General features: G+C 69.8%; 14 protein-coding genes and 2 tRNA genes. 9 read left to right on the forward strand and 7 right to left on the reverse strand.

Annotated features, from left to right (window positions below; genetic code table 11):
• Position 1 precedes the first annotated feature (1 nt).
• The 3 genes from lptC to QN163_02575 are packed head-to-tail and all read left to right on the forward strand — an operon-like array spanning position 2 to position 3,836.
• A complete protein-coding gene (lptC, locus tag QN163_02565) occupies positions 2-571 on the forward strand; it encodes an LPS export ABC transporter periplasmic protein LptC (GenBank protein MDR5682898.1) in 570 nt (189 codons plus the stop codon).
• Complete coding sequence (locus QN163_02570) at positions 568-1,710, forward strand: LptA/OstA family protein (GenBank protein ID MDR5682899.1); 1,143 nt, start codon at positions 568-570, stop codon at positions 1,708-1,710. The genes lptC and QN163_02570 overlap by 4 nt, the downstream gene beginning before the upstream one ends.
• Complete coding sequence (locus QN163_02575; protein MDR5682900.1) at positions 1,707-3,836, forward strand: hypothetical protein; 2,130 nt, start codon at positions 1,707-1,709, stop codon at positions 3,834-3,836. Before QN163_02570 ends, QN163_02575 begins: the two co-directional genes overlap by 4 nt.
• Before the next feature lie 12 nt (positions 3,837-3,848).
• Here the strand turns inward: QN163_02575 and QN163_02580 are convergent, their stop codons facing one another.
• From QN163_02580 to QN163_02590, 3 genes are read right to left on the reverse strand one after another with little or no spacing between them, the layout of a single operon-like run.
• Complete coding sequence (locus QN163_02580; GenBank protein ID MDR5682901.1) at positions 3,849-6,545, reverse strand: UPF0182 family protein; 2,697 nt, start codon at positions 6,543-6,545, stop codon at positions 3,849-3,851.
• Positions 6,546-6,567: 22 nt separating this feature from the next.
• Positions 6,568-7,146: a hypothetical protein gene (locus QN163_02585; protein ID MDR5682902.1), complete on the reverse strand. Its 579-nt coding sequence runs from the start codon at positions 7,144-7,146 to the stop codon at positions 6,568-6,570.
• A 42-nt stretch (positions 7,147-7,188) separates the two neighbouring features.
• Positions 7,189-7,476, reverse strand: coding sequence for a hypothetical protein (locus QN163_02590; protein MDR5682903.1), 288 nt, complete (start codon positions 7,474-7,476; stop codon positions 7,189-7,191).
• 143 nt (positions 7,477-7,619) lie between these two features.
• On the opposite strand from QN163_02590, the gene QN163_02595 reads away from it, so the two are divergent.
• Genes QN163_02595 through QN163_02605 form a run of 3 tightly spaced genes read left to right on the forward strand, consistent with a single transcriptional unit; the run spans position 7,620 to position 8,760 of the window.
• The gene (locus tag QN163_02595; protein ID MDR5682904.1) at positions 7,620-7,931 is read left to right on the forward strand and encodes an iron-sulfur cluster assembly protein; all 312 of its coding nucleotides are present in this window, start codon (positions 7,620-7,622) and stop codon (positions 7,929-7,931) included.
• An 8-nt stretch (positions 7,932-7,939) separates the two neighbouring features.
• Positions 7,940-8,266: a hypothetical protein gene (locus QN163_02600; GenBank protein ID MDR5682905.1), complete on the forward strand. Its 327-nt coding sequence runs from the start codon at positions 7,940-7,942 to the stop codon at positions 8,264-8,266.
• Complete coding sequence (locus tag QN163_02605) at positions 8,263-8,760, forward strand: hypothetical protein (protein MDR5682906.1); 498 nt, start codon at positions 8,263-8,265, stop codon at positions 8,758-8,760. Before QN163_02600 ends, QN163_02605 begins: the two co-directional genes overlap by 4 nt.
• Before the next feature lie 3 nt (positions 8,761-8,763).
• Here QN163_02605 and QN163_02610 read toward each other — a convergent pair whose 3' ends face one another.
• Entirely contained in the window at positions 8,764-10,461 is a 1,698-nt protein-coding gene (locus QN163_02610) for an alkaline phosphatase family protein (GenBank protein MDR5682907.1), read from the reverse strand.
• A 192-nt stretch (positions 10,462-10,653) separates the two neighbouring features.
• Positions 10,654-12,012, reverse strand: coding sequence for a nicotinate phosphoribosyltransferase (locus tag QN163_02615; GenBank protein MDR5682908.1), 1,359 nt, complete (start codon positions 12,010-12,012; stop codon positions 10,654-10,656).
• A gap of 122 nt (positions 12,013-12,134) precedes the next feature.
• On the opposite strand from QN163_02615, the gene QN163_02620 reads away from it, so the two are divergent.
• Together QN163_02620 and QN163_02625 are read left to right on the forward strand one after the other, a co-directional pair.
• Positions 12,135-12,212, forward strand: a tRNA-Asp gene (locus tag QN163_02620).
• 18 nt (positions 12,213-12,230) lie between these two features.
• Positions 12,231-12,306: transfer RNA gene (locus QN163_02625), tRNA-Phe, on the forward strand.
• A gap of 22 nt (positions 12,307-12,328) precedes the next feature.
• Here the strand turns inward: QN163_02625 and QN163_02630 are convergent.
• Both QN163_02630 and QN163_02635 read right to left on the reverse strand, forming a co-directional pair.
• Complete coding sequence (locus QN163_02630) at positions 12,329-13,726, reverse strand: S8/S53 family peptidase (GenBank protein ID MDR5682909.1); 1,398 nt, start codon at positions 13,724-13,726, stop codon at positions 12,329-12,331.
• The gene (locus QN163_02635) at positions 13,723-16,536 is read right to left on the reverse strand and encodes a CHAT domain-containing protein (GenBank protein ID MDR5682910.1); all 2,814 of its coding nucleotides are present in this window, start codon (positions 16,534-16,536) and stop codon (positions 13,723-13,725) included. Before QN163_02635 ends, QN163_02630 begins: the two co-directional genes overlap by 4 nt.
• A gap of 120 nt (positions 16,537-16,656) precedes the next feature.
• On the opposite strand from QN163_02635, the gene tkt reads away from it, so the two are divergent.
• Positions 16,657-18,735, forward strand: a complete 2,079-nt coding sequence (tkt, locus tag QN163_02640; protein MDR5682911.1) for a transketolase — start codon at positions 16,657-16,659, stop codon at positions 18,733-18,735.

An 18,735-nucleotide genomic window follows, 5' to 3' on the forward strand; every position in this document is an offset into this window, starting at 1 on the left:
GATGCCCCGATCGGCCGCCGTTGCCGTCGTCGCTGCTGCGGTCGGCTTGCTCGCAGTCGGCTGGTACTGGGCGTATCGGTCGGCCACGGAACCGGCCGCACAACCCACGCCGGCCCCTCCGGTGCAGCTGCGGGCCGAGCAGGCGCGGATCGTCATCCGGCACCGCGGCGATCCCCAGGTGGATCTGCGCAGCCGACAGGTCGAGGTGTCAGCCGACCTGCAGCGTGCGACCTTCGAAGGCGTCGACCGCGCCACGGTCTTCCGCGAGGGGCGCGAGTTCCTCTACATCCGCGCACAGCGCATCGTGCTGAACCGTCAAAGCCAGAACTTCGTCGCCACCGGCGGGGTCGAAGTCACCTCCCCCGACGGGGACTGGCTGCGCGCCCCGTACATGGTGTACATCAACGAGCGAGCCGTACTGGCGTTCCCGAGGGGCGTGGCCTTCCAGTTGGGCAACAACCGCGCGCAGGCGAAGAGTCTGCGCTTTTTCATTCTGCAGCAGACCGTGGAGATGGAGGGCGGGGTGGACGTCACACTGGACATCCGCTCGCTGCCCACGCCGAGGCCATGAACGGACGCTGGTCGAATTTCTCCGGTGGGTGGCTGGTGGCCGTGGCCGCGGCGCTGGCGCTAGCCGCACCGGCGTTGGGACAGCAGCCGATCGCGCCGCCGCAGGGCGAGCAGGGCCGGCTGCGCGCTGACCGCATCCGCTACGACGCCAGAAATCGCGTGTTCGAGGCGCGGGGGAACGTGACGCTTCAGATCGGCGACACGACGATCACCTGCCAGGTGCTCGTCTATCACGAGCGCACGCGCATCGCTTGGGCCGAGGGCGGCGCGAAGGTCGTTCAGCCACACACGACCCTCGCGGCGCCGACAGTCAAGTACGAGGCGGACCCGCAGGTCGTCCACGCCTCCGGAGGCGTCGTGGTTACCCAACCGAACCTCACGCTGCGCTCGCAGACCCTCAAGTACCGCTCCCGTGAGCAGGTGGCGTTCGCCGAGGGGCAGGTGGAGCTGGTGACCGAGGGATCGACGCTGGCCGGCCCCTCGCTGTGGGCGGACCTCGCCGCCAAGCGGGCGCGCGTGCCCGGCCCTGCCCGGCTCGTCCGCAAGGGCGGACCGCCCCCGCGGGGACGGGAAACCGACAGAGTGCTGGCGGCGCTGGCCAAGGAAGACACGACGATCACGGCCCAGAAGCTGATGACCTTCGAGTGGCAGAAGACCAACGAGGCCACCGCCGAGGGCGACGTCCGCATCGAGCAGGTCGACAAGAAGGCACGCGCGGAAAAGGCCGTCTACTCAGAAGCCAAGGATCAGATCGAGCTGGTGGGGGGCGTGCGGCTCGACCAGGTCAGCGGCCAGTGGCTGGTGCGCGAGAGGCTCGCCAATCCCCCCAGGACCGACGAGGAGAGAAAGGCGCTGGAAAGCCCCGCCACGCTCACCTCCGAACGCCTCGTCATCACGATCAGCACGCGCGACAGCGTCGCCACTGGAAACGTCAGGGTTACCCAGGCCGGCCGATCCGCAACCGGTGATCGGGGCGAGTACGACGATCTCAACGGCAAGATCGTTCTCACGGGCCGTCGGGTGCGACTGGAACGTGACGACGGGTCGTGGCTGGAGGCCGAAAAGGTCGTCGTGTCGCTGCGCGAAGACACCTTCGAGGCGTTCGGAACCGTAGACACGGTGTTCAAGGTCAGGCCGTGATCGGCGTGCGTCTCGCGCCGGGCCGGGTCCGAGTCCTGGCGATGCTGGTTGCGGCCCTGCTCGCCACGCCCCTGCTGGGGGCCTACGCCCAGGAAGAGATCCCGGTCCAGGTGCGCGCCGAGTACGTGCGCTACGACGAGGCGCGGGGGCTCGTGTACGCGCGCGGGGGCGTCGTCATCACCTATCAGGACGTGATCCTCCGGGCCGACGAGGTGCTGCTGGACCTCAACGAGCTCGAACTCGTCGCCCGCGGCAACGTGGTGCTCGAGGAGAGCGGCCAGGTCGTCACCGCCGAGCAGCTGACGTACAACTTCCGCACGCGGTTCGGCAGCATGGACGCAGCAGAGACCCGGTGGCGCGATCCGCTCGTGCTCGACCCCATCCACATCCGGGCGGGACGCATCGAGGGCAACATCAACCAGCGCATTTGCATCACGAATGCCGAAGTCAGCACCTGCGATCTCGACGACCCGCAGACCCCCTACAAGATCACCGCCGACCACGTCGAGCTCATCCCGCAAGACAAACTCGTGCTGCGCGGCGCCTCGCTGCACCTATTCGGCTGGAAGGTGTTCACGCTGCCGGTGATCGTGATCTTCCTGCGCGAGCCACGCCAGCAGCGGGTCTTCCCGGTGGTCGGGTACAACGAGGCCGAGGGGTGGTTCGTGAAGATGACGACCACCTACTTCGTCAACGACAGCCACTACGGTTTCATCTACACCGACTGGATGGAGCGGATCGGATTCGGCGCGGGAGTCGAACACATCTGGCGCTACGCGGAGGGTGACGGAAACTACTTCCTGTACCTGCTGCCGAATCGCCAGACCGGCGGGACGGACCATCGCGCCCGTCTCCAGCACCGGCACAACTTCGGGGGGGGGTTCGCGGCCGGGATCTTCTTGGACTACTTTCAGCGCAACTTCGGCGGGGGAAGGTCGGCGTCGGCGTTCTTCGGCAGCTTGGACGCTGTCTATGCCGACGCCGTGCAGACGGCGAACCTGTTCGTTAGCTACGGAGCCGACGACTTCGGCACCGAGCCCAACGAGGCGTTTGCCGCCCGCCTGACCTACGACCGTCAGATCCTGCCCGGGTTGCGCGGCCGGATCGATGTTCCGTACTCCCAGCTTCGCATTCCCGACAGTCCGGCCGACCAGGAGTCGATCCCGCGGCTGGACCTGGTTTACTTCGGCCCCGGGTACACGCTGCGCCTGACGGCGGAGCACCGCTTCGACCTGGACGGCCCCGCCTATGCGGGCGACAACTTCTACTCCCTGTCGCGGCTTCCAGAGATCGTGTACAGCCCCTTCGCCCAACCCCTGCGTCTGGGCGACGTCAGCCTGCTGGCGCAGTTCAACGCGGGGCTGGGTCTGTTCCAGGAGCACAACGTGCCGCTGCCCGGGGGCGCACTCGGCACGGTCTCGGCCGTGCGCCTGGACGGACAGGTCATCGTGGCCGGCACACACCGGATCGCCGACCGCACCACCACGGATGTGCGCCTGAACGGACGGCTGTCCTACTACTCCACCGGCGACCTGCGGGGGATCTTCGGCGGGACGGTCGGCGTCTCCCACGGCTTCACCGACAGCCTGACCGCCCGCCTGACCTACAACTACCAGGACAACTTCGGCCGGACGCCCTTTCTGTTCGACCGCGACGTCACGCGTCTGCACAACGTGCAGTTCGGGCTGTCCTACCGCGAGGCGACGCTGGCCGCCGAGCTGACGGGCGGCTACAACTTCCTCGCCGGCCGCGCCGACGCACTGACTCTGCGGGTGGAATGGCTGCCGCAGCCCAACTGGATCGTGAACTTCGCCAGCTCCGTAGACCCCAACACCTGGACCGTCGGTTCCGTCGAGGGGAGTCTGCGGGCGCGGCTGAGCGAGCAGTGGGAGGTCGCCTACCGGGCGATCTACGTGCCCACCACCGGCACGCTGCTGCACGACTTCGTGCAGGCCACCTACTACCAGGACTGCTGGGCCGCCAGCCTGACGTACCTCGGTTCCCGGCAGGAACTGTGGTTGGAGGTCTGGTTGACCGCATTCCCGCGGGCGCGCGGCGCCGTCGGTCTGGGCCAGACCGGGATCCTGTTCCAGCAGCCGTTTTTGCCTCCGGGTCCCCTGCGCTGACGCGCAGCGGGCTTATGGCCGTTGTCGGCGCTGCAGCTCCTGCAGGATCCGACCGATGGCGTCGACTTCGCGCTGATAGGCTCCGAGATCGCCTGCGCGCAGCAACTCCTGCGCGCGCTCGTACCGCCGCGCCGCCTCCGCAACCAGTTCGGCGGAGCGGGCGTCCGGCGCGGCCGAACTGGGCGGCATGGTGGGGGGAGGTGCGGGCGCGGGGCCGAACACCCGTGCCAGCACCCCCTCCAGCGTCTCCTCCATGGCGATCCGCGGCCCGTGCGCGGCGATGACGCGCTTGAGCTCCGGCAGCTGGCTGGTGGCGGCCTGCAGGAAGATCGGCTCGATGTACAGCAGCGAGTCCTCGATCGGTACGACGAGCAGGTTGCCGCGGATGACCCGGGATCCCTGCTGGTTCCACAGCGTGAGTTGCTGGCTGATGAAGGTGTCCTGGTTGATCCGCGACTCGACCTGCATCGGCCCGAACACCGTCCTGTCCTTGGGGAACCGGAACACGAGCAGCTCGCCGTAGTGTGGTGGGTCGTTGCGGGCCGCGATCCAGGCGACCATGTTGTCGCGGCGCTGCGGGGTCATCGGCAGGATCAGCACGAACTCCGGCGCCCGGCTGCCGGGCAGGCGCATCGTCACGTAGTAGGGTTCCACGCGCTGCGTCTGGTCGCCGAACAGTTCGTTGGGCCACGACCACACGTCCTCGCGGTTGTAGAACACGCGCGGGTCGCGCATGTGGTAAGTGGCGTAGACGAACGCCTGCGTCTCGAACAGATCCACCGGATACCGAAGGTGCGCCCGCAGAGCATCGGGCAGTTCCGAAGCGGGGCGGAACAGGCCCGGGAAGATCCGCGCGTACACGCGGGCGAGGGGGTCTTGGGGATCCACTAGGTAGAACGTCGTAGTGCCGTGGTAGGCGTCGACGACGGCCTTTATGGAGTTGCGGATGTAGTTGAGGCCGCGCAGCGGCTGCGCGTAGGGGTAGCGGTCCGAGGTCGTGTAGGCGTCGACGATCCAGTACAGGCGGCCGTCGGCGATCACCATGTACGGATCGCGGTCGAAGGCCAGAAACGGGGCCAGGCGGCGCGTGCGCTCCTGAACGGTGCGCGCGAACAGGATGCGGCTGCGGGCGGTGAGGTCGGTCGAGAGCAGGATCTTGGCGTTGGCGAACCGCGTGGCGAAGGCGGCGCGGCGCAGGGGGTTAGACAGCGCGATCCCCGCACGCCCGGTGTAGCGCGTCGTCACGTTCTCCTCGCCGCGCGGGTAGTTGAACTCGTCGATCCGTGCGCCGACGATCGCGTAGTTGCGCGTCGCCTCCCCGAAGTAGATCTCCGGTCGGGCGATCTGCAGTTCCGCGACGTCGCTGCGTGGGGGGATGTCCCGAACCCACAGGTCGGGCAGGCCCTCTTCGGAGACGCGGTTGACCGGCGAGACGACGGCGCCGTAGCCGTGCGTGAAGACGAGGTGTTCGTTGACCCAGGTGCGCGCGGGGGCGGGCAGGCGCAAGACGTCCATCTCCCGCGCGGCCAGCATCACCTGCTGCTGCCGCGCGCCGATGCGGTATCGGTCGATGTCGACGTCGGCGAACACGTAGTAGGCACGCAACCCCTGCAGCTGGCGGTAGGTTTCCAGCAGCGGCCGGTAGTCCCACAGCCGGATGTTGTCCAGCGTCGTGCGATTTCGGTCCAGAGCTTCTCTGCCCAACCGCTCGGTGACCGCAAACGTCTGCTCCCGCGCCCGATCCAGCCCGAACGCGCGCCGCGTCGCATCGATGTGGTGCTGGATGTACGGCATCTCACGGCTGAGTTCGTTGGGGGCGACGACCAGCTGCTGGACGGCGGCCGGCACGATGCCCAGCCCCACGATCCACGCCGCGCCCATCAACATCACCACGCCCGCGGCCAGCCGCAGCGTGCGCAGCCACACGTTGGCGAACAGGAGCACCGCGCAAAGCGCAGCGAGCACGGCGAGTGCGTTCAGGGCGGGCAGGCGCGCGTGCATGTCGGCGTACGTCGGGCCGAAGATCAAACCGCGCTGGGAGGTGAGCAGCTCGTAGGCGTCCAGGCGGAAGCCCACAGCGCGCACCAACAGGAGCATCCCACCCAGTGCTGACAGGTGCGCCCGGACCGAGGGAGCGATCGACCACACGCCGCGCATCGCCAGCGCGGCCGTGTCCATCGCGTAGCCGACGACCACGGCGGCGAGGGCGAACAGCAGCCAGCCCCACAGCAGGTGCTGCAGGAACCGCCAAAAGGGCAGCCGGAACAGGTAGAACGAGACGTCCAACCCGAACACCGGGTCGGTGGTGCCGGTGGATGCTGCGTGGAGGAACTGCTGGAAGGCGACCCACTGGCCCGTGTTGGCCACACCCGCCAGCACGGCGACCGCGGCGCAGACCCCCGCGGCGACGAGGGGCAGGCGCCTGCGACGGCCCAGGGGCCGGAAGCCATCGCCTTCCGCCCGCATCTGAATGACCCGCGCTCGTGGGTGGGCGCGCAGCACCGGGCGCACGTTGGCGTAGAGGATCACGAAGACCACGGCCGCGACAAAGAGGGCGAGACCGGCGCGGGAGAGCGTGGGGACCCAGAAGACCGAGGGGTACCCGAGTTCGAGGAACCACAGCCAGTCGGTATACCACAGCGCCAGCGTCGGCCAGACGACGAGCAGGCCGACGAGCGCGAGCAGCAGGACGGCGCGGACGATGCTCATCTGCGGATGTCCGCCGCGCCGGCTACGGTTCGGGCACGTCCGCTCGCCCCCATGTTCCGCGCCAGACCCTGCGCACGGGCCCTCCGCGCCGGGCGTCGTAGCCGTGGCCCTCCAGCGGTCGCCACCTGCCGTCGAACGTCGCGGTCACGAGCCCCGCTCCGGCGGGCAGGAGCCCCGCTCGGCGGTCGGCGCGGATCCGTTCCGCCAGTGGGGCCAGCTCGCACAGGGCGAGGTCCAGGTCGGCCGGCGAACGCGGGCAGAAGCGTCCGCGCACGATGAGCCCGTCCCAGTCGTACCGGAACTGGAACTCCACGGGCGCTTGCGCCGCCGCGCGGAAGAGGTCGACGAGCGCGCATCGGGCCGCTTTCCATTTCTCTGCGGCCACGGCCGCCAGCAAGGCCGACATCGCTTCCTCGTCGGCAAATGTTCCGAACGTGACCAGGACTCCGGCCGGCGCGCGCGGATCGGCACGCAGAAACGGCATGGTCCGCGCCCGCCCGACGGTTTGCCAGGCCGTGCGGACGGCCGCCACCGCCTCCTTCGGGAAGGTCTTCTCGTCGTAGCCGATGACGATTTCGTCGGGTCGGTGGAAATGCCGCATGGGACTCGGCAGGCAGGAAAAGGACGCGCCCCGAATCCGCGCTCAAGGCTGGTGTGCGCCGGAGCGCCTTGCAGCCCACACCAGCAGCAGGACGGACAGGCCGCCCAGCACCGCGAGGACGCCCAGCGGCGACGCGGTCCAGCGCGGCTGGTCGAAGACTGTGATGCGCAGCTGCGCTCCGCAGTGCCGGCATCGAGGGAAGTAGTCGAGCGCGCCCGGGCGGTCGGAGGGCACGCCCTCGCGGATGCCGATCGTGAACCGTGTGATCTGGGTGCACTCCGGGCAGCGGAACTCCACGAACTCGGGTCGCGTCATCGCTTCCTTGGTCATTCGTCCCTCCCCGCGCACCACTTGTCTGCAATATACTACGGGAGTTTGCACGGCACGACCGGTGGCTCGTGTATCATCTACTGGTGTGACCCGTTCGCGGGGTGCATTCGGCCCCGGGGAGAACGCGTTGCGGAGGCGGCGCGGTGGCCACGCGCGAAGAGATCATCCAAACGCTGAAGACCTGCTACGATCCCGAGATCCCAGTCAACATCTGGGACCTGGGCCTGATCTACGACCTCAGGCAGGACGACGGACAGGTCGCAATCAAGATGACGCTCACTGCGCTGGGCTGCCCAGTCGGTCCGATGCTCGCGGAGGAGATCAAGAGCAAGGTCGGCCGGCTCAAAGGTGTCACCGGCGTGGACGTGGAGATCGTGTTCACCCCGCCGTGGACACCCGAGCGTCTGACGGAAGAGGGCCGGCTCGTATTGCAGAGCATGGGGTATCCCGTCTAGCGGTGGCGATGCGTGTCCACGTGCTTGACCCGGACCTACTGTCCTCGACCCGTCTCCGGGACCAGATCCGGCGGGCCGGGTGGACGCCGGCCGACGATCGCGGGCGCCCGGACGTCGTGATCGTCAACCTGGCGAGGGTGTCACCGGGGGCGGTGGCTTCGGTGCGCGCACGTTGGGCCGAAGCGGTGGTCGTGGGCTTCTGCGGGCATGCGGACCACCCCCGGCGCGAGGCTGGCTTGGCCGCGGGATGCGACGCGGTGATCCCGCACGGCGAGGCGATGAACCGTCTGGTACGGGCCGTCGCACGCCTGGCAAGTGAGGAGAGGGGAGCATGAGCAAGCGCAAGAAGCCCGCTTTGGCCCGCAAGCACAAAACTCTGTTCGACCGCACGTGGCCGTGGCTGTTCGGTGGGATCGTCGTGCTGGGGCTCGCTGTGGTCACCTACGCCATCCGGTCGCAGCCGAACTTTCCCCGGGCGGGGGCGCACTGGCACGCGCCGTTCTCGATCGAGATCTGCGGACAGCGCCTGCCGCCTCTGCCGGCCAGCCCGGGCAACGTCCACACGCACGGGGACGACGTCATCCACGTGCACCCGGAGACCAACGAAGAGGGGCGGCAGGCGACGCTGGCGACCTTCTTCCGGTCGGTGCGCATGGAGGTCACCCCCGAATCCATTACGCTGCCCGACGGCAAGACCTACAGGAACGGCGATGCCTGCCCCGACGGGCGGCCCGGCAGGGTGCGGATCCTCGTCAACGGACGGGAGCTGACCAACCCGCTGGGCTACTACCCGCAGGACCGGGACCGGATCCGGATCGCGTTCGAATAGCGCTCAGCGTTCCGCGGGCGGCTGCCCGACCACCTTCCTCGCCACCGCCCACGCCACGAGTGCGGCCGCCGGTGCGCCAATCAGCGTGATGGGCTGGCCGATGGCCGCCAGCTGCAGCAGGTCCAGGTAGTACTTGAAACCCCATCCGAAGTCGGGCAGGTACCAGGGGAACTTCACGTCCCACAGTGCGTAGAAGGCGAGCACCTGCACGAAGATCACGTACGCGGACAGCAACAGTGCCTGGGCGGAGGCGAGCACGGCGCCGGCCCAGGAGCGCTCCCGCATCCGCCAGCCCGCGACCGCCGCAGCCAGGAGGGCGACCGCAACCGCGTCCACGACCCGCGCCCGGAAGAACGGGCCGATGTTGTCCTCGGTGTTGATGACGCTCAAAGACCACGTGTGGCCGCGGATCCCGAAGTAGACGACCGCGTACAGGGCGAGGTAGACGGCCGCGCCGGCCAGCCCTGCGCGCCAGGACGCTCGACGCCCGAGCACCGCGATCAGGACCGCCGGCACCGCCGCGAACAAGAGCACAAACGGCAGCCGGGCCAACCGTTCCCGTCGGAGCTGGGCGGCGCGCGCGGCGTCGCGCTGTGCGGTCAGCTGGCGGTGCCAAGCGGCGACGTCGTCTGCGGCGACCGGCGGCGGACCGGCTTGGGCGGCTTGACCGGGCTGGACCCGGTGCAGGTAAAGTTCGTTGAACGCCTGCAACTGGCGGGCCCACCCGGCGAGGGCCTGCCAGGGCACGTTCCCGATCTCGACCAGCACGCGTCCGGTGTTGTGCGTGGGAGTGGGCAGCCCGAGCCACGCGGCCACCGTCGGCGCGACGTCGGCCAACGAGACGGTCAGGCTCGCGCGCTGTCGTACGCCCCTGCCAGCAACCACCAGCGGCACGTGCTTGACGACCGGCTCCCAGCCGGCGTGGCCGCCGCGGTCGGTGTGTCCGTGATCGGCAGTGATGAAGACGACGTCCTCGTCCAGGTCGACCATCGCGAGCAGCGAAGCCAGATGAGCGTCGGCGGCGAGTGCGGCGTTGCCGTACTGTGCCGAAGCCGCACCGAACGCGTGACCCATGTGGTCCACCGACGCGAAGTGCACGACGACCAGGGGGGCGGAGGCCGAGCGGAGCAGCGCGCGCGCAGCCTCGGCGATCGCGCGGTCCTGCGCATCGGACCGTGCGGGGTCTGCGTAGGCTTCCGGATCGGGCACGTAGTGGCCGTCGGTGACCCAGGGGCCCACGAGGTTTTGCCAGCCCGCGCTGCCGGCCAGCGCGGTGCGCATGCCCTGCGCCCGGGCCACCGAGAACAGGTTGCTGGCCCGGATGGGGCCGGTGAACGCGTTGGTGACGACGCCGCTGATCTCCGGAGGTGCTCCGGTAAGGATCATCGTCCAGCCGGGATACGACAGGGAGGGTTCGCCGGTGACTGCGACGAGGTCCGCGCCCCTGGCACGCAGCGCGTTCAGCGTCGGCAGCCGGCGGGAGGTGTCCTCGCGCAGGCCGTCGACGACGACGAGCACGACGCGCCGGGCCATCGGAGGCGTCGATGGCCCGTGGGGCAGCGGCCGCAGGTATGCGCTGGTGTACCCGACGGCCTGATCCCAGGAGAAGCGTGCCAGCTGCGCGGCCTGGCGGCCCGCGGCGAACAGCAGCGCCAGCAGCGCGGCGGTCCAGGCGACGGCGACGACCTGGCGCCGCGTCAACCCTCCACCCCCGCCGAGCGGGGTCGTCGCAGGTGGGTCGCTGGTATGGCCGGCATCAGGAGTCAAGATCGTCGTAGACCCGGCGGGACGATGAGGTTCCCGCGGATCCGCAGTGGCGGTGGGCCGAGCGCGCTGCGTGCGTCCCGCTTCCGTATCTTTTATGCTCGTTCGAAGCAAACCCCTCCTGGGCGTTCAAAGGGAGGCGGCGCTCGCCATGCTGTGGAAGACGGCGTCCAAACCGGGGCTGCGACGCACGGGGTGGGTGCCGCCGTCCGGGACGAGCAACGGTGCGGGCAACTCGCGTAGGCGCGACAGGCAGCGCTCCCGCGCCTGCACGAGGGTTTCCGACGCGAGACGGCGCCCGTCGCGCATCACCTCCACCAGCAGGGGCGTGCCGTTGGGGGGTGCGGGCTCTTCGTCCAGTGCGATCACGTCCTCGACCCACCGACCGCCGCTCAGCACCCGCCACACCTGCTTGCGGCCGGGGAGCGTAATCTTGCCGGCGCTGCGTTTGATGCGGAAGCCGGATTCGTCCTCGACAAGCTTGTACACGCCGCCCAGCGTCGGTGCGTCAGAAGGCACCCCGATCTCGGTGCCGACGCCGAACGCATCGATCGGCGCGCCGTCGGCGAGCAGGGCTCGGATGCGGTGCTCGTTGAGGTCGCCGCTTGCCAGGATCTGGACTTCGGGGAACCCCGCCTCGTCGAGTACGGCGCGCACGCGACGGCTGAGGTCGGCGATGTCCCCGCTGTCGATGCGCACCGCCCGCAGCCGGTGTCCGCGTTCGCGCAGTTCGCCCGCCACGATCGCGGCCTGCCGCGCGCCCTGCACGGTGTCGTAGGTGTCGATCAGCAGGACGCAGTTGTCGGGGAAGTGCCGGGCGTAGGTCCGGAACGCGGTGAGCTCGTCGTCGAACGACATCACGTAGGAGTGCGCCATCGTGCCGTAGATGGGGATCCCGTATGTCATGCCGGCCAGCACGTTGGACGTGCCGGCGCACCCGGCCAGGTACGCCGAGCGCGCGGCCTTCATCGCGGCGTCGGTTCCGTGGGTCCGCCGGGGCGACATCTCGATCACCGGCCTCCCCTGCGCCGCCAGCGCCACGCGCGCGGCCTTGCTGGCGACCGTGACCTGGCAGTTGATCTGGTTGAGCAGGAACGTCTCGACGATCTGCGCCTGGATCCGCGGCGCCGTCACCTCCAGCACCGGCTCGGTGGCGAAGAAGATCTCGCCTTCGGGGATGGCGCGGACGTTACCCGTGAACCGCAACGCCCGCAGGTGGTCGAGGAACGCGCGGTCGAACAGGCCGAGCCGTTCAAGGTACGCGAGGCCCTCTTCGGGGAAGCGCATGCGCTCCAGGTACACCAGCACCGACTCCAGCCCGGCGCTCACGAGGAAGTTTCGGGCGGGCAGCGGGCGGATGAACAGGTCGAAGGTGGCGGTCTCGTTGCGACCCTCGCGGAAGTAGCTCTGCGCCATCGTCAGTTCGTACAGGTCCACCAGCATCGCCATCGTCTGCTCGGATACGAATCCCATGCCCCGATCGTCCATCTGCGTGCCTCCTGGGGATCGGACCTCGCCGTGTGCTCCGCAGGAATCGTACCGCGCCGCTTTTGACTTTTCGACACGCCGTCCGTACACTAGGACTCCGGCGGGAGTGCCGTCCAATCCGTGGGGGCGTGGTGTAGCCCGGTCAACACACCTGCCTGTCACGCAGGAGATCGCGGGTTCAAATCCCGTCGCTCCCGCCATACAAGGCGGCGCTCGTTGCCTGGGTAGCTCAGGTGGTAGAGCAGGGGACTGAAAATCCCCGTGTCGGCGGTTCGACTCCGTCCCCAGGCACCACACCCTCCGCACCCGGGCCGATTCACGAGGACGCCTGCAGCAGGTGGACGCCGTCCCAGCGGGAGGGGCGGAGCGCGGTGTTCCACAGCCGCTGCTTGACCTCGGCGGCCGGCAGGCCGGCGCTCAGCCACAGTGCGGCCACACCGGCCACCAGGGGCGCGGCGAACGACGTGCCGGACCACCGCACGTAGCGCGACCCGAACAGAATTCTCCCGCAGTCCAGGACCAGATCCTCGCCGGGCGCGGCGACGTGGGATTCGTTGCTGAACCACGCGTACCGGTCGGCAGCGGCTGAGGAGGCCGCACCCACCGGGATCACCTGCGTGCTGGCGGCCAGCGTGTCACCGAAGTAGCCGTACGCGGCGGGTTCGAGGCAGTTCTCCGGCCGCCCCTCGGAGAGGTTGCCGGCGGCGCAGACGAGTACGGTGCCCTGGCGCGCGAGCCCGTCGGCGGCGGCGAGCAGGACGCACGACTGGACGGTCTCCGGCTGCGAGCGGTCCAAGCCCAGGCTGAGGTTGTAGACGAGCGGGCCCGCGACGAGCGGGCGTCCCGTCCGCGGGTTCGTGACCCCCGTACGTCGCAGCCCATCCACCCAGCGCATCGCCTCGATCAGCTCGTACGTGAGCGCCCCCAAGGCGCCGTTGAGGACACGGACGAGGATGATGTGGGCGCCCGGTGCCACCTGCCGTACCAGGCTCGCGATCATGGGCCCGTGGTGTGCGCGGTAGGCGGCCATCTGTCGATCGTCCGCAGCCAGCGCAGACGCGGTGACCAACCGACGCCGCAGGACCATCCCGCATTCCGGTTCCTCATCGGGTACGTGCACCGGCTCGAGCAGAGGAAACCCCTCTGGGATGCGCGGCCACTCCGCCCACACGTCGATCAGCGCAGGATCCACCGGCGGTGTCCCGTCTTCTAGGTCCGGCGCGCTGTCGAAGATTGCCACCGTGACGCCCTCTCCGCGCGGGTGGTGTCGGCGCCGCGCGGTCAGCCCGATGCGCTCGAAGGCTGCCTGGCGCAGGTAGTCTTCGTCTGCGGCCGCCTCCAGGCGGACTGCGCGATCCGGCGTCGGCCCTCCGTGCAGTCCTTCCCGGAAGTCCTGGCCTCTGACCTCGTAGTCGAGCGCGTAGGCCAGGCTGTCCGCCCGACCGCGCAGGGTGCGCAGGAAGTGTCGCGCGGACGGCCTGCCCTCGACCACGAAGCGCCGAGCCGCCATCCTTTCCGCGCCGGGCCGCGGCGCGGGCACGCTGATGCGGTCCCAACCGAACGCCGAACCGTGGCGATAGGAGACGAAGACCTCCCGGGGCGGCGAGGGCACCGGCGCGCAGCGGATGCGGTGTCGCCGTTCGAGCGCATCGAGGACTTCAACCGGACCGCACAGCAACACGTGGCCCACCAGACAGTTCTGGGTGGCGTTCATCGCTCGGCCTCCGGACTTCGGGCTGAGCGGAAGGGCCGTACGTCCGGATCTCCCACGTAGACGAACGGCGCCCAGTGCAATGGGTGTGCGTAGCCCTCGTCCCGCACCGACAGCGCCGCACCCCGCAACGCCGCCGGCACGGCTTCGCCGGCACGCAGCAGCCGGTAGAAACTGCGCATCAGCCGCCGCGCGCTCGCGTCGGCCACCGGCCACAGGGAGAGCACGAGCGAACGGGCACCGGCGTGGAACCACGCCCGTGCGAACCCCATCAGCTCGTCGCCCGGCAGCACGCGGTGGGCGCCGGTCTCGCAGCCGCTGCAGACGACGAGTGAGGCCGGCGTGCGCGCGTCCAGCAAATCGGCCGCGCTGACCGGCCCGTCCGTCAGGTGGATGGCCGACAGCAGCGGCACGTCGCGGTCAAACCGGCAGTGCGCCGCCACGTGCACCACCCCCGCGCCGGCGAGCGCCGCCAGGAACCGATCTCGACCGGGGGACACGAGGACCTCCGCTCCCACGAGGGCCCCGATCTCCTCGGCCTCCGACTGGGCCTCCGGCAGCCTTCCACCGAGCGTGTCGGCGACGGCCACGGCACGGGCGGGGGTGTGCCGGCGCCGGCTGTGCAACAGTGACAGCACGGCACCGGAAGGCACGTAGCAGACCTGGTGCGAACTCCACACCGGTTCGCCGCCGACTGTCAGCGCATGGAACGGGACGCCGTGCAGCGCTCCGTGGGGCGCCACGATCAGGCGGGGGCGCTGGGCGATCGCGTCGCGCAGAGGTTCGAGGAGGGCGGCGCCGAGGTGTTCGAGCGCGCGGTTGGCCGCGCGCTCTGCCTGCCCGGGGACCGACCTCCCGGCGGCGTAGGCCCGCATCCCCAGGGCCAGGAGCCCGACTCGGGTGTGGATCCGGTCGAGCGAGGCCACCTCTCGGAAGACACACAGGCCGTCGGAGGTCAGTACGAACGCGACGACCTCGTCGCCGACGCAGAACCACTCGACGAGCGCGGTGTCCGGGTCGAGGGCGGGCCGCTGGGGCTTCCAGCGGGCGCCCAGCAGCGACGCCTCTTCTGCGTAGGCGGCGTTGTGCGCCTGCAGCTGCCAGATCCGGTCCTGGAGGACAGCGGCGACGTGCGCCGGGGCATCGTCGGGGCCGTCCGGATGGAACTCCGACCGGTGGACCGTGCGGCGATGTGCGTCCAGCAGGCGGTTGATCTCCTCCACCAGGGGTTCGTCGGCCGCAGACCGAGCCGACAGCTGCACAGCCGCCGCCCCGGCTACGATCTCCGCCATGCCGCGGCCCTTCGCGCGCTGGACAGCCTCCCACGCCCGGGCGGTCTCCTTCGCCTCGCACAACGCGGCCACCGCGCCCTCGAAGAGGGCGCGGGTTTCGGAGAAGTAACCGGACCGCAGATCCGCGGGAATCGCGTCCAGGTTCCTGTCTGCCGCGCGAACCCCGCACAACAGGTGGCACAGACGACGCCGGCCCGTGCTGAGGTCGGCCATCCGGCGGTGGGCGGCGGCGGCCAGCCAGTCCAAACCCAGCCGCCGCGCCACCCGCCAACCGCGGCGCGCCGCACGCATGGCCCGATCGGGCACCCCGGCCATCCGGTGCAGATCCGAGGCGATCAGCCAGGCGCGTCCTCCGTCGACGGTGTCCTCCGTCGCTGCCAGCGCACCCTGTGCCTGAACCAGCAGCCGCTCGGCGACGGTGGGCTGACCGGACCGGACGTGGACCGACACGAGCGCAAGTCGCGCCCGGATCGCCCAGTCGCGCCGCCCGGACTCCTCGAACCTCTCCAGCGCTTCCTGCAGGCACTCTCTCGCGCAAGCCAGGTCGCCGGCCTGCCGGTGTGCCAGCCCCAACAGGTAGGTGAGGACGCCGGACTCCGCAGCCGACAGGTGCGGGCCGGCGCGCTCGAGGATCCGTGGCGCTTCGAACTGGACGCGCCGCGCGTGCCCCAGGTACAGCCAGCACTCCACAGAACACGTCCTGAACACGGCGCCCTCGCCCATCAGACCGGCGCGCTCGAACAGGTCTGCGGCGCGGTCGAAGTGGTGCAGCGCCCGCGTGTACCGGCCGGTGCGTAGGTAGGCGTGGCCCGCGGCTCCTTCCGCCCGAGCGGCCACCAGCGGTCGGCCGGCGCGCAACGCTGCGTCGCGCGCACCCTCCAGTACGGCGACGGCCTCGCGGTGGCGCCCGACCGTCGCCAGCAGAAAGCCCTGGTTGGTGAGGACCGTCGCCAGGTCGGCAACACCCGCCTCGCCGATCTGTCGCAGGACTGCCGCGGCACACTCGTACCGAGCGAGCGCACCCGGGTAGTCCCCCAGGTGGCGGAGGGCCACCGCCGCCTGGCCGTCGACGCGGGCGGCCAGCAGCCGCGACGCGCCGTCGGCGGCCAGCACCGGTTGGATGGCGTCGGCGAGCGCCAGCGCTTGGGCGTAACGAGAAAGTCGCACGAGTGCACCGATCCTGCCGATCCCGCAGCGCGCGGCCAGCACGGGGTCTGAGGCTTCGCGCGCGATCCGCTCGGCCTGGTCGTAGACTTCCAAGGCATCTTCGTATCGTTCGTTCCACAACAGCGCGTTGCCCAGACAGATCCGCGCCACGGCCCGGTGCTCAGGGTCTGGGGAGCGGTCCGCGTACACCACGAGTTCACGGGCGCGATCGATCGCCTCCGACGGAGCGGTGTGCGCGAGGTCGTCGACGGCCGACTTAAGCGCCTCGATCAGTGTCCCGTCGGGCGGCGGACATCCTTGAAGGAAGGACACGCCCCACCCCTGGCGCGCGGCGCGCATCCATGCCTCCAGCATCTGCGGTGCGTCCACGCCCTCGGCGTTCTTGGACCGTATGCGGGGATCCTGCTATCGTGGACACGAACGAGCACGCCGTCCCGCGCGCCGTCCGGCAGCCCGGCAGCCCCGGAGGGTTCGATGGCCCGAGAGTCTACGTCTTTGGACCAGCTGTGCATCAACACGATCCGTACGCTGGCGATGGACGCGGTGCAGCACGCCGACTCCGGCCATCCCGGGGCGCCGATGGGTTTCGCGCCGGCGGCCTACGTCCTATGGACCCGCTTTTTGCGGCACAACCCGCGCAACCCACGCTGGGTGGACCGCGACCGGTTCGTGCTGTCGGCCGGCCACGCTTCGATGCTGCTGTACGCGCTGCTGCACCTCACCGGCTACGACCTGTCCCTGGAGGAGATCCGCAACTTTCGGCAATGGGGCAGCCGCACGCCGGGCCACCCTGAGTTCGGCCTGACTCCCGGTGTGGAGGCGACCACGGGGCCCCTAGGCCAGGGGTTCGCCAACGGCGTGGGGATGGCGATCGCCGAGCGGCACCTGGCCGCGACGTTCAACCGTCCCGGGCACGAGATCGTCGACCACTACACCTACGCGATGGTCTCCGACGGCGACCTGATGGAAGGCGTTTCCTCCGAAGCCGCGTCGATGGCCGGTCACCTGCAGCTGGGGAAGCTCATCTACCTGTACGACCGCAATCGGGTTACGCTGGCGGCCGGTGTCGACGTGACGTTCACCGAGGACGTCGCAAGACGCTTCGAGGCGTTGGGCTGGCACACCCAGGACGTGGACGACGGAAATGATCTGGACGCCATCGAGCAGGCCATACGGCGGGCCCGGGAAGAGATCGACCGCCCCTCGTTGATCCTCGTGCGCACCGAGATCGCCTACGGCAGTCCCCACAAGCAGGGCACCTACCAGGCCCACGGCTCGCCGCTGGGCGAAGAGGAAGTGCGGCTGACCAAGGAGCGCCTGGGCTGGCCGTACTCGGAGCCGTTTGCGATCCCCGAAGACGCCCTGCGCCACTTCCGGAGGGCCGTAGAACGTGGGGCGCAACTGGAAGCCGAGTGGAACGCGCGCTTTGAGGTCTACGCGCGCGAGCATCCCGAGCTGGCCGAGACGTGGCGGCGCGCGTGGTCGAACGACTTGCCGCCGGACTGGGACGCGGACGTTCCGACCTTCGAGCCGGGTGAGAGGATCGCCACGCGCGTCGCTTCGGGCAGGGTGCTGAACGCGATCGCCGCACGGGTGTCGTGGCTGGTGGGCGGATCGGCGGACCTCAACCCCTCGACCAACACCGCGCTGAAGGGGGCGGGCGACTTTCTGAGCCCGCGGCGCCGGATCTCCGATCGTCAGGGCACCAGCGGCGGTCCGCTGGACTACACCGGCAGAAACTTGCACTTCGGTGTGCGCGAGCACGCGATGGGCGCGGCGTGCAACGGCATCGCCTACCACGGCGGGCTGAGGCCGTACGCCGCGACGTTTCTTCAGTTCTCCGACTACGAGCGGCCGGCACTGCGCATCGCCGCACTGTCGGAGCTCCCGGTGATCCACGTGTTCACGCACGATTCGGTGTTCTTGGGCGAAGACGGCCCGACCCACCAGCCGGTCGAGCACCTGCCGTCCCTGCGCGCGATCCCCAACCTGGTCGTCATCCGCCCGGCCGACGCGAACGAGACCGCGGTGGCGTGGCGGGTCGCGATGGAGCACACGCACGGCCCGGTCGCGCTGATCCTCACGCGGCAGGCGGTGCCGACCCTCGACCGGACGCGGTACGCACCGGCCGAGGGGCTGCGCCGCGGGGCGTACGTCCTTGCCGATCCGCCAGAGGGTGAGCCGGACGTCGTGCTGATGGCCTCCGGCTCCGAGGTCGCGCTGTGCGTCGAAGCCTACGAGAAGTTGGGCTCAGTCGGCGTGCGCGCGCGTGTGGTGAGTTTCCCGTCGTGGGAGTTGTTCGAAGCACAGCCCCGCGACTACCGGGATGCGGTCCTGCCGCCGGGCATCCGCAAGCGCCTGGCGGTCGAGGCCGCACGCCCGCTGGGGTGGGAACGCTACACGGGGTGCGAGGGGCGCGTGTTCGGGATCGACCGGTTCGGCGCCTCGGCCCCCTATGCGCGCATCGCCCGCGAGCTGGGGTTCACCGCCGGAAACGTCATGCGGATGGCGTTGGATCTGGTGGAGGACGGAGATCAGAGGGCAAGGCGATAG

The organism is Armatimonadota bacterium, from assembly GCA_031432545.1.
GTDB classification, from domain to species: domain Bacteria; phylum Sysuimicrobiota; class Sysuimicrobiia; order Sysuimicrobiales; family Sysuimicrobiaceae; genus Caldifonticola; species Caldifonticola tengchongensis.